This is a genomic window from Flavobacterium sp. SP2 (assembly GCF_057626655.1).
In genome coordinates this window covers 231,613-244,134 of sequence record NZ_JBVHBT010000005.1, presented here as the reverse complement: position 1 = coordinate 244,134, position 12,522 = coordinate 231,613, and the positions used below count along the sequence as shown (strand labels likewise).

At 32.4% G+C, this 12,522-nt stretch carries 6 protein-coding genes and 3 pseudogenes; 2 read left to right on the top strand and 7 right to left on the bottom strand.

The features are described 5' to 3' along the window. Positions 1 to 176 precede the first annotated feature (176 nt). The 3 genes from ACZ098_RS12100 to ACZ098_RS12090 form a co-directional block, all read right to left on the bottom strand. A complete protein-coding gene (locus ACZ098_RS12100) occupies positions 177 to 1,058 on the bottom strand; it encodes a hypothetical protein (protein ID WP_487312005.1) in 882 nt (293 codons plus the stop codon). Positions 1,059 to 1,463: 405 nt separating this feature from the next. Continuing rightward, positions 1,464 to 1,658, bottom strand: coding sequence for an ATP-binding protein (locus tag ACZ098_RS12095; protein WP_487312102.1), 195 nt, complete (start codon positions 1,656 to 1,658; stop codon positions 1,464 to 1,466). A 112-nt stretch (positions 1,659 to 1,770) separates the two neighbouring features. Next, positions 1,771 to 2,292, bottom strand: coding sequence for a peroxiredoxin family protein (locus ACZ098_RS12090; protein WP_487312004.1), 522 nt, complete (start codon positions 2,290 to 2,292; stop codon positions 1,771 to 1,773). A gap of 179 nt (positions 2,293 to 2,471) precedes the next feature. Between ACZ098_RS12090 and ACZ098_RS12085 the strand changes: the two are divergent. Then, positions 2,472 to 3,856, top strand: a pseudogene (locus tag ACZ098_RS12085) (IS3 family transposase). Here the strand turns inward: ACZ098_RS12085 and ACZ098_RS12080 are convergent. From ACZ098_RS12080 to ACZ098_RS12065, 4 genes and pseudogenes are all read right to left on the bottom strand, one after another. After that, positions 3,853 to 4,662, bottom strand: a complete 810-nt coding sequence (locus tag ACZ098_RS12080) for a hypothetical protein (RefSeq protein WP_487312003.1) — start codon at positions 4,660 to 4,662, stop codon at positions 3,853 to 3,855. The pseudogene ACZ098_RS12085 and the gene ACZ098_RS12080 sit on opposite strands and share 4 nt — an antisense overlap. A gap of 2,038 nt (positions 4,663 to 6,700) precedes the next feature. After that, positions 6,701 to 6,790 (bottom strand): annotated as a pseudogene (locus tag ACZ098_RS12075) (IS200/IS605 family transposase); the annotation flags it as partial. Positions 6,791 to 6,959: 169 nt separating this feature from the next. Beyond that, positions 6,960 to 8,456 carry a hypothetical protein gene (locus tag ACZ098_RS12070; RefSeq protein WP_487312002.1) on the bottom strand — a complete coding sequence of 499 codons (1,497 nt, stop codon included), beginning with the start codon at positions 8,454 to 8,456 and terminating at the stop codon, positions 6,960 to 6,962. A 300-nt stretch (positions 8,457 to 8,756) separates the two neighbouring features. Continuing rightward, positions 8,757 to 10,634, bottom strand: a complete 1,878-nt coding sequence (locus ACZ098_RS12065; RefSeq protein ID WP_487312001.1) for a fibrobacter succinogenes major paralogous domain-containing protein — start codon at positions 10,632 to 10,634, stop codon at positions 8,757 to 8,759. Positions 10,635 to 11,082: 448 nt separating this feature from the next. Here ACZ098_RS12065 and ACZ098_RS12060 point away from each other — a divergent pair. Beyond that, positions 11,083 to 12,467: pseudogene (locus tag ACZ098_RS12060) on the top strand (IS3 family transposase). The last annotated feature ends 55 nt before the right edge of the window (positions 12,468 to 12,522 follow it).

Here is a 12,522-nt window from a genome sequence, read left to right as displayed (position 1 = left end):
TCATGAAATCGTTTGCCTGATAAAACTATATAAAATAAAATAAAAATAATTTATTGGTTGGTATTTACGTTTCCTTAATGAATTCCAAAACATTGACTTAGCTATTTATTTTATCCATTGTCTTGATAAAATCTCAAGCAATAATTGAATAAGAAAATAAAACATAAACTATTTTCTTATATTCTAAAATTATATTTTACTGCCAGAAAATCTATTATCGATTTATTATCGATTTTTTGTAAACCAGAAACAACATAACGTAATACCCAATCTTTTGTATTATCATTATTGCTAAAAACATCAATAATCTCTTGAAAGATTGACTTGTATTGTTCTTCGTCACAAGTGCCGCAAAAAGTCATTAAATAATATCTTATTAATTCTTGATATATTGGTGTATTTATCAAATCGGTATTGCTCGTGTCGAATTTAGACCAAAACGTTGATTTATCCTTTTCATCAAATCTCAAGTATGTAAGGTCGTATTGAACCATATAAGTTGACCATTTATTAAAATTTTTGATGATAAAATTGGTTTTTATATTCTTTAGTTCTTGGATTTCGTTTTTTAGAATATCTTTTGAGAATTTTGGAAAATTCCCACCCTTATAATTTGAATCGTTGGTTAATTTAATCTCATTGACTACTGCTATTCGAAAGTTTTGTAGTTTTAAAAACTCAGACCAATTTCGGTTGCTATTAGAATTTGTAAATGTTGGAACGTAGTTGTTTTCTGGATCGAAAAAGAATTCAATAATACTTTCGGATTTTTCAATAATTAAATTAAAAAAGTAATTGTTTTGGTTGTTTTCTAAGATCGGTCTATTTACTACAAGCTGATAGACTCCGTCTTGCAATGCTGGTAGATTTGCTAACGTACATTGACTTGATTGTACACTTGCTTGTGCAATTATACTATTTTCATAATTGTATTGGCATAGCATAACCGTTGAATTATCTAAAATATTTTTAAAGGAACCTTGAATTATTATTCCATTATTGGCAGTAGCATTCCAGAAAAAAAATATAAGTAAAAATTGGGATATTGTTCTATTCATTTTAAAAATATTGCGTAAAATTATTTTTTTTTTTAATAGGAACCGTGTCAATAAATATTGTAATGTGTTAGATATAGATATTAATTAGGAAGCATTTTTATGATTATTGTAAATTGGTTTGGAAATTAACATTATGATTACTACTACAATTTTGGACATATTAATAATTCGAATACATATTTATTATATTGTATGGTTTACAATTCCAGTTCAGACATATAGTACTACAAAGTTTTATTTTAAATGATATCACTTAATCAAAGATTTTTTTTCTGCTGAAATCAATTGGTGTATAAATGAATTTTAAATTGAGATACATAAGATTACTCAATAAAAATATTTTTTTGATTGGCTGTTGTGATGTTAAGTGGTATTGATTAAATAATTATAACTCTTATAATTACTTTAAAGACTGCCATTTGTTTTATGGATGTTAATAATGAAAGTGGTTCCAATGTGTAATTCACTTTCAACTGAAATTGACCCTTTATAATTGTCTACAATTCTTTTAACGATTGATAAATCGATTCCAGTAGAACTTTCTAAATCGGAGAATGATTGAAAAATTTTAAATATTTTATGTTGATTTGCTTGTGCAATTCCACGTTCGATAACTTTAAGATTTTAGTATCAAACTAAAATTTTAAACTTGAAAATTTATGATTTTCAACTTACACTAAATTTTTAAACTCATAAACTTTTGTCTTAATTACTATTTGGTCTTACTCCATTCCATTACCTGTTCAAGCGATACCATTTTTTCTAGGATGACGCCATTACTGTCCAATAAAAATAAAGTAGGTGTGCCAATAATTGCATAGTTTTTAAAATTCACTCCTTGTTTTCCTTCAAAATCACAATACTTGTCTTTCCACGGATAATCTTTGGAACTTTTATTGTACAATAATTCGTCTTCATCAGCAGATAGGGTGATGACGCGAATGCCTTTTACTTTAAGACTTTCATATCTTTGTAATAAATCCACCATCAAGTCTTCGCAAGGACTGCAACCCGATTGATAAAACACCAAAAGGGTTTGTTTATAACCTTTTGTTGCTAATTCTTTTGTTTTTAATACCGAAGTTTTATGATTATGATCTGCTAATTTACCTATATGTTTGGTAATTACTAAATCTGGTGCTTTTCCTGCTAAATCTTTCTGATACATGCTTAATAAACCGTTGTAGTTTAGTAAACGATTGCTGTTTTCAATGGTTGGTATAAGTTTTGCCAACACATTGTCTTTACCGACTTTGGTAAGTTCTTTGGTAAGATTGCTTACAAAATTGGTATATACTTTATCTGTTTTTATTCTTTTTAAAATAATTTTAGCATGTAAATCGTCAGCAAAAAGTGTACTGATTTAGACAAAAACTAAGAGAGTGTTTTCAAAATCCTTAAATTTGAATTATTATGAAAACACCAAAGAAACAAACTGCAGAAAACTACATTAAAGAGATTCGTAGAAACACACGAAGAATCTTTAGTTCCGAACAGAAAATCCAAATCGTTATGGAAGCCTTGCGAGCAGAAATGTCAGTTGCAGAATTGTGTAGAAAATATTCCATTCATGAATCTCAGTTTTATAAATGGAACAAAGAGTTTTTAGAAGCGGGTAAAAAACGTTTATCAGGCGATACAACAAGAGAAGCAACTAGTGATGAAGTAACAGAACTCAAGAAAGAGAATCAGCGTTTAAAAGTAATGATTGCCGATTTGGTTTTACGCTATGATATTGTAAAAAAAAGCTTGGACATGCTGGATTAACTGAAAAGTTCAAGAAATATATGAGACTTACAGTATCCGAAAAACAAGAAATCATTCACATGGTTACTCGTTCTGAAATTGGTGTTAATCGAACTCTTCGGGAAATTGGAATCAACAAAAGTACCTTCTACAATTGGTATCATGCTTATAGTGAAAATGGAGTTGAAGGATTGATTCCAACCAAGAGAGCATCAAACAGGCAATGGAACAGCATTCCGCAAGAACAGAAGAATTTGGTTGTAAAATTAGCGTTGGATTATCCTGATTTATCATCCCGAGAATTAGCCTTTAAAAAGACCAATGAACAACAAATATTCTTATCAGAATCAAGTGTTTATCGAATTTTAAAAGCAAGAGGATTAATTACAGCTCCAGCTCATATTTTCCTGAGTGCTGGTGCTGAATTTACCAATAAAACTGGGTTCGTACATCAAATGTGGCAAACCGATTTTACCTACTTTAAAATCCTTGGTTGGGGTTGGTATTACTTGAGTACGGTTTTGGACGATTACAGCCGATACATTGTGCACTGGGAACTCTGCTCAAATATGAAAGCCGATGACGTAAAAAGAACCGTTGATACCGCAATTAAAAAAGCAAAATTAATCACCAAACAAAAACCTAAACTCTTGTCTGACAATGGTTCGTGTTACATTGCAACTGAATTAAAATCCTATTTAAAAGATAGTTATCAAATGGATCAAATTCACGGAAGACCAAATCATCCGCAAACACAGGGAAAAATTGAACGCTATCACAGAACTATGAAAAACGTAGTAAAACTCGACAATTACTTTGCTCCAGAAGAATTAGAAGCTGCTTTAGAAAAGTTTGTTTATCGTTACAATAATGAACGTTACCATAAATAATTAAACAACTTAACCCCAGCAGATGTCTATTTTGGTAGAGGTGACTTGATTTTAAAAGAACGTGAAAAATTAAAGAAAATTGCAATTACAAATCGAAGAATTGAGTACCAAAAATCAAAATTATTAACAAATCAAAAAAATCATTTATCTTTGAATTATTAACTAAATGCTCTCTTATATAAAGTCCAATTTAGTTTGAAGATATACATTTTAGCATAGGTTTCTAATTGTACATCATCCTTTATAATCATGGTGTGTATTTGTACCCAATTATTTATAACACCACTCCAATGATTAGAGGTATAAAGCAATTCAAAATCTAATTTATTGGTAATAAAATCATCAATGTTGTTGGCTTTTTCCTGCTCATCAAGAGTTATAATGCTGCCAATACCCATAGTAAGGTTTACTATTTGCCTAAACTTAGCTGCGTAAGTCTTAGACGTCGATAAGCACTTGTTGTAATCCTCATATTGTTTTTTTATGTTTTCATACTCAATGCTGGCTAGTTTATATAGCTCTGTGTTTTCGTCATAAGCTCTTATAGTGGCAAGCATCGCATCGTGTTTTTCAAACAAGGCTCGCTGTGTTTTAAAATTGTCTTTATCAAGTAGATTTTCTTGCGTGTTTTTGTAAATAATGTTTTGCTCGGTAGGTATTGACTCTAAACAACTAACAAAAAATTTTTCATTATTAATAATTAAATCAAGCCCTCCGCCTGAGGAGCTATTGGTAATATACCAAGTTGCCATACCATTATACCCCTTGTATTCTTTTGGAATAGAGAGATTTACTTTGCCTCCTTTAGGTATTGTATCTGATTGTAGCACCACCCGTTTTTCTCCCTGAAAAATAGTAAAATCGTAAGTGTTTCCAGCTAAATACGGAAATTCTAGGTTTATGGTTTGGGCTGTTATATTACTATTTATTAAAAATAATAGGCCGAAATAAATGTATTTTTTCATCATGTTGGAATTGTTTTATATAATTTAAAAATTATTTTTATACTTAAAAAACTCAATGTAACCGATGATAAAGAGTTGATTACTACGGTTCTCTTTAACAGCACATTTTATATATTTTATTGTACATGCAAAAACACTTTTTTAGGATGCAGTATTAACTCAAAATGCGTAAAAATAAGTTTTTAACTGTTTTAACCAAAGGTTTATGATAACTGGTGGTATTTGTGTACTAAATAAAAATCGTCTACATATCTGCCATAATATTGTAATCTATTTTTTTGTGTCATAAAAACATCAAAAACTTGCAAATTAATATTGCTAAAATGCTGCGAAGTTAGTTTGCTAATGGGTAAACCGTAATTGGCCTGTGTGCTGAACAAGCTTTTAGACTTGGTCAAAGTTTTCCAACCGTTTTTACTACCTTTTATAATACAATTTTTGATAGGGTTATCAGTAAGAATGGTTGTTGTTATATACACTGACAGTTCTTTTATTTATGGTATAATTGTAGTTGTTTTTTAAATAGTGTCTGTTAGTTTTTTTTCAAAATAGTTTTTTAATACTCAAAAAAATAACCTTGAACGTCTAGTTTTAACACATATAATTCCTTTTTATACATAGTACTACATTCTTTAATAGCAGTATTAAACTATTAGTATCATACAAGCTGCTTTTAACTTTTCTAAAACTATAACTATCTTTAATAAAATAACTTTCAAAAGCATGGATTAATTTAATTATAAAGCAAATGATGTACCACTTTTTCTCTAAAACTCGCTGCAAAAATTTCTCGTTTAACAGGCCTGTTTATTATGAAACAAATGCTTGACTAATATTTATACTCTATTCATAATGTCATCATAGAATTGTATTAAATTGGATTTAAAATTAATTTCAAATTACAATTGTTTTATGGTATTGCGTTTGTTTTTGTGTGCTTTGTAATAAGCAATAAAAAGGACTTGTAATAAATTTGGTTCGTTCATGCTTTATCAGTTAAATAAGTAATCAATATTTGTGTTAAATGATGCGATGCAACGTTCAGAAAGTCTGTTTGAACAATTGGTATTGTTCGCGTTTGCATTACTACTGTTGAAGTTGAGATTTATTGAGTTAGTGCTATTTTTTGTACTACTTTGATAGCTACCGTTGTTGCCACGGTTATTCAACGTACCATTACTGTTGTTGCGGTCGCCTTCAGCCGTCAGAAAAAAACAAGCAGTTGATGTCATAACTTACAAAATGATTTTTTATATTGCCTTTACTTGTAAGTAACCTGCTGAATATAACGAAACTCTTTTATAAATCAAAAACCTCATAAAACTCTCACTTTATCAAATTTGATTATTATTGTTTTTAATTTACTAAAATTTTACACCTTTTTTTTTATTTAATTTAATTTATTACTTTTTTGTAAAGCTCTTGAAACGAGTTTAGGATGACAAAGAATTCTTTTAATTATTCTATTCTTTACTTTATTTTTCAAATGCAACTAGTTATTTACTTATACTTTTTAAGTAATTTAGCTTTTATAAAGACGTTTAATGAAAACTGTTTTAATCATTTGGCAAACGCATTAGCAACCTTATTACCTCTAAATGTTCTCTTTCATTACTTAAAAGTATTTTTTTTGGATCCCTGCAACTGGCACTATAAATATTAGTTATTAATGCTACTAACTCTTCTTTTATTGTTTCCCCTAGGCTTTGTCTTAATCTCTGTTCATGCTTTTACTGCATCTAAAAAGTAGTAATAACAAATTATTAAGAAACTTTATAAACGGGTAAATTGTTATAAGTTCCAATTTGATTTTTTTTTTAAATTAATTATAAAAATTAGTGACTCTATGGGTGTTGTGTTACTAATTGCAAATTGAGCAATACGCTCTTCCAATTTTTTTTAAATGATTAGTTTTAATTGAGTTTTTTTTGCTTGTGGAATGACAATAGAATTTTTGATGCGTTTTCTCATTTTTGAATTTAAAGCATACATAAGCCTTTTGTTTTACAATAATTTCAATATCATTTGTTTTTAATACTTCTTCTAAATCAGGATACCTATATTTTGTAACCCATACAATATGCACTTTTAAGCGTGATACAGAATGTCCATTTGTTCTTTGATAGTTCATCTGTCAAAGATAGCATTTTTACAAGCTGAAGACAAAATGCACTAAAGTGCATAGTTTTAACTATTTTTGAGACCAATTAAAGACCGCTTCTAGGTAATAAAATCCTACCAACCTAACGGGATGGTAGGATAAAGTGTCAAATTATCAAAGCGCTATGCTTTTCAAAGGGTCAATTCTTGATGCAGCGGACGGAGCTTCCAGCAAATCGATGATTATAGTATAGATAGGAATTACTTGAATTAACATCCATAGAACCAGCAAAGAGTCCATTAACTGAAGAAGTCCAATACGACCCTATTGATTGATAACCACTATCACGAAAGCCAGCTGCAGGCAATTTTAGCAGTGATGCAAATGCGCCATCAACATTGCTACTACTCCAGGATTGTCGTTCATTATCTAATTCGGTATAGGTTGGTAAACGAAAACCAGAAGGACAAGGATTATTAATACCATTTACACCTTGCCATAAGTTGTCATTTTTTGGACTTCTCCAATCAGTACCGTTTATGATAAAGTTACCATGACCTGGTGAATCGGTAGTACTTAATGTAGTTATTACCGCGCTTGTTCTTATTTGATGCCCATCAACGCCTCTTCCCCATTGAAATAAATCACCATAAGAAAGTATATCGTAGATGCTTGTGGCTACTTGCGAGGCACCTAAGTTACGATCCAACCAACATTTACCATTAGGAGATGCAACTACACCGTACGTAACACTTGTACCATTATAAGTAAAGGTTACTGGCCCACCACAATTAACATACACGGTTCTCACCAACGTACAAGTTTGTCCGCCTATGTTAACTGCAAAACTTGCTGTACCACTACTGGTTGGTGTGCCTGTAATGGTATAAGTTAAAGTTCCTGAGCCATTGGCAAAAGTACCTGCACTTAAAGTAGCTGTTAAACCTGTTACCCCAGTAGAGGTAACCGTTTGCCCACTGTGTGAACCTGCATTACCGCCTGTGTAAGACAATACACTATTTACTCCACTTGCCGCAACTCCATTTACTAAAGTACCATTATTAGTTCCCGAGCAATTTATACTTGCAATTGCGCCTGCTGCAACTGTTCTTGTTAAAGTACAAGTTTGTCCGCCTATGTTAACAGCAAAACTTGCTGTACCTGTTCCGCTTGGTGTACCTGTTATGGTATAAGTTAAAGTACCCGCACCACTAGCAAAAGTACCTGCACTTAATGTTGCTGTTAAACCTGTTACCCCTGTTGAAAATACGGTTTGTCCGTTATGCGGTCCACCGTTACCAGCTGTATAAGAAATTACACTACTTACGCTACTGGCTGCTACGCCACTTATTAGAGTACCATTGTTAGTTGCTGAGCCACAAGTAATACTTGTAATAGTACCTGGGACAACAGAAGCTACTCCTCCTACTAAATTTGTCCAAGAAGAACCATTATATCCTTGAAATTCTCCTGAAGATCCACAATCAGTACACCAAATAATAAGTCCTGCAGCAGGGCTCGCTATGGCATCTCTTTGGGCTTGTGTCATACGTGGTGGTAAAAAACCTAGGGTAGTACTTGTTACATCTAATAGCGCCGAGGCGTGAGGTGTTGTTGTACCAATACCTACTTGTGCGTAGAAACTTGTTGTTGCCAATAGAATAGCCGTAACTACTATTTTTTTTATTTTTTTCATATTATTGGCATTTTTTATAATAACTTATAATAACTTTGTTTTAACTTTAGTAAAGTTGTATTTTTAATAATTTCTCTTCATTTTTCATGGGTAGGTACCATAAATCTCTTTTCTGCTATTTAAGAGACAAAGACCTATTTTATCAATGGTCAGAAATGATATTATGACCATTTTGAAAACTAATCCAATTTGCCATTTAAGCGGCAAGATGACTTTTTATAACAATCAGTAGTAGCTCAACATTAATAAAACGTTTTTTAAAGACCGCTGTTACCATTTAATTATATTACTCAAGTTATTTTAATTTTTAAGACAGCGAATAGAATGATGTGTTCCGCCAGCAAAAGTTGCATTTCTACTAATTCCAGTACTTGTACTAGATAAATTTCTCATTGCAGAAAAACCTACAGTTCCTTGTGTTGAAGTCCAAAATGCAGTACCCGCTCCACGTATATTATACTGGCTACCAGCCAGTAAAGCACTAAAGCCAGAACTATTTGTTCCAGAACTTGTAAATGTTGATAAATCAGAACCAACAGTTCCAGTAGTTCTATCACTATTAGCTGTTTGCTCTGCCGAACTCATTCCCAAAGTATTTTCAAGATACATCCACTCACAATCACTTGGGATATGCCAATCAGAAGGACATATTCCTTGACCTCGTTCTGTGCTACCTCCATTCATTGCTGCATTCCATGCATACAATCTACCTTCATTAGGAAATGGACCACCCGAATAATAAGAATATGTTCCTGTACTTGGTATGTTATCCATATTGTATCTCATCCAACATTGTCCACCAATATCAACAATTGCTCGTGTAGTGCTTGTATTAGCCATACCACTTATAGTTGCTCCTGTCCAATTGTATTCTACTCCAATTGTGGTAGCTCCATCATCATTAATTGTAGCGCCAGCAACAGTACTACAAGGTGTTGCGGATATTGTTTTACCAATACAGTATGAATGATTTACTAATCTTGTTAGTGTACAAGTTTGTCCACCTATATTTATTGCAAAACTTGCAGTTCCAACATTAGCTGGCGTTCCAGTAATAATATAAGTTAAAGTTCCCGAACCAGAGGCAAATGTTCCTGCAGCTAAAGTTGCAGTTAAACCAGATATTCCCGTAGAAGTAACCGTTTGTCCTGTATACGTTCCTCCATTACCTCCTGAGTATGGTATTACACTTGTTACACCACTTGCTAGTACCCCTTGATACAAAGTACCATTATTAGTAGCCGAACCGCAGGTTATGCTTGCAATTGTACCTGCATTTACTGTACGTGTTAAAGTACAAGTTTGACTTCCAATATTAATGGCAAAACTCGCAGTTCCAGCACTTGCTGGCGTTCCAGTAATATTAAAAGTTAAAGTCCCCAAACCAGAGGCAAATGTACCCGCAGTTAAAGTAGCGGTTAAACCTGTTACCCCTGTTGAAGTTACGGTTTGTCCGCTGTGCGGTCCACCGTTACCATCTGTATAAGAAATTACACTACTTACCCCACTAGCAGCTACGCCACTAACTAATGTACCGGTAGCCGTAGCACCCGCACAATTAATAGAAGAAATTAAACCTGCATTTACTGTACGTGTTATAGTACAAGTTTGACCTCCAATATTAATGGCAAAACTTGCGGTTCCAGCACTTGCTGGCGTTCCAGTGATATTATAAGTTAAATTACCCGAACCATTGGCAAATGTACCCGCAGCTAAAGTTGCAGATAAACCTGTTACCCCTGTTGAAAATACGGTTTGTCCGTTATGCGGTCCACCGTTACCAGCTGTATAAGAAATTACACTACTTACGCTACTGGCTGCTACGCCACTTATTAGAGTACCATTGTTAGTTGCTGAGCCACAAGTAATACTTGTAATAGTACCTGGGACAACAGAAGCTACTCCTCCTACTAAATTTGTCCAAAAAGAACCATTGTATCCTTGAAATTCTCCTGAAGATCCACAATCAGTACACCAAATAATAAGTCCTGCAGCAGGGCTCGCTATGGCATCTCTTTGGGCTTGTGTCATACGTGGTGGTAAAAAACCTAGGGTAGTACTTGTTACATCTAATAGCGCCGAGGCGTGAGGTGTTGTTGTACCAATACCTACTTGTGCGTAGAAACTTGTTGTTGCCAATAAAATAGCCGTAACTACTATTTTTTTTATTTTTTTCATTTTGATTGCTGTGTTATCTATATTAGTTCTATTTTGTTTTTAATTGACTACAATCGAATAAAATGACATGCATTTAATACTTCCTGCTTTTTATTTCTGGATTTATTAAAAAAAATAAGAATGAACTATACAAATACATCTTTTAAGTTGACTATTAAAATAGAATTAAAAAAAAAAATTTGCATTTAATATTCTTTTACAACAAATGTAAATTTTTTAATTTAGCTTTATTGTCTGAAATTGCCTCGAAGTGCTACTTTTAGATATTTTTTTTGAAGTAGTATTTGTGGAGACTTATTCTAATTTCTGTAGTGCTGCTTTATTTCGTTTTTAGTTTTTTATATTATTATTTACAAAAATTCACGAAATTGTAAATCGTCAGCAAAAAGTGTACTGATTTAGACAAAAACTAAGAGAGTGTTTTCAAAATCCTTAAATTTGAATTATTATGAAAACACCAAAGAAACAAACTGCAGAAAACTACATTAAAGAGATTCGTAGAAACACACGAAGAATCTTTAGTTCCGAACAGAAAATCCAAATCGTTATGGAAGCCTTGCGAGCAGAAATGTCAGTTGCAGAATTGTGTAGAAAATATTCCATTCATGAATCTCAGTTTTATAAATGGAACAAAGAGTTTTTAGAAGCGGGTAAAAAACGTTTATCAGGCGATACAACAAGAGAAGCAACTATTGATGAAGTAACAGAACTCAAGAAAGAGAATCAGCGTTTAAAAGTAATGATTGCCGATTTGGTTTTACGCTATGATATTGTAAAAAAAAGCTTGGACATGCTGGATTAACTGAAAAGTTCAAGAAATATATGAGACTTACAGTATCCGAAAAACAAGAAATCATTCACATGGTTACTCGTTCTGAAATTGGTGTTAATCGAACTCTTCGGGAAATTGGAATCAACAAAAGTACCTTCTACAATTGGTATCATGCTTATAGTGAAAATGGAGTTGAAGGATTGATTCCAACCAAGAGAGCATCAAACAGGCAATGGAACAGCATTCCGCAAGAACAGAAGAATTTGGTTGTAAAATTAGCGTTGGATTATCCTGATTTATCATCCCGAGAATTAGCCTTTAAAATGACAGATGAACAGCAAATATTCTTATCAGAATCAAGTGTTTATCGAATTTTAAAAGCAAGAGGATTAATTACAGCTCCAGCTCATATTTTCCTGAGTGCTGGTGATGAATTTACCAATAAAACAGGGTTCGTACATCAAATGTGGCAAACCGATTTTACCTACTTTAAAATCCTTGGTTGGGGTTGGTATTACTTGAGTACGGTTTTGGACGATTACAGCCGATACATTGTGCACTGGGAACTCTGCTCAAATATGAAAGCCGATGACGTAAAAAGAACCGTTGATACCGCAATTAAAAAAGCAAAATTAATCACCAAACAAAAACCTAAACTCTTGTCTGACAATGGTTCGTGTTACATTGCAACTGAATTAAAATCCTATTTAAAAGATAGTTATCAAATGGATCAAATTCACGGAAGACCAAATCATCCGCAAACACAGGGAAAAATTGAACGCTATCACAGAACTATGAAAAACGTAGTAAAACTCGACAATTACTTTGCTCCGGAAGAATTAGAAGCTGCTTTAGAAAAGTTTGTTTATCGTTACAATAATGAGCGTTACCATGAATCATTAAACAACTTAACCCCAGCAGATGTCTATTTTGGTAGAGGTGAATTGATATTAAAAGAAAGAGAAAAATTGAAGAAAATTGCAATTACAAATCGAAGAATTGAGTACCAAAAATCAAAATTATTAACAAATCAAAAAAATCATTTATCTTTGAATTATTAACTAAATGCTCTCTTAGATAAAGTCAAATTTAGTTTGAAGATATACAACGAAATAT

Coding starts and splice junctions, on each gene's coding strand:
- ACZ098_RS12100 (WP_487312005.1), bottom strand. CDS start 1,058: ATGAATAGAACAATATCCCAATTTTTACTTATATTTTTTTTCTGGAAT.
- ACZ098_RS12080 (WP_487312003.1), bottom strand. CDS start 4,662: ATGATGAAAAAATACATTTATTTCGGCCTATTATTTTTAATAAATAGT.
- ACZ098_RS12070 (WP_487312002.1), bottom strand. CDS start 8,456: ATGAAAAAAATAAAAAAAATAGTAGTTACGGCTATTCTATTGGCAACA.
- ACZ098_RS12065 (WP_487312001.1), bottom strand. CDS start 10,634: ATGAAAAAAATAAAAAAAATAGTAGTTACGGCTATTTTATTGGCAACA.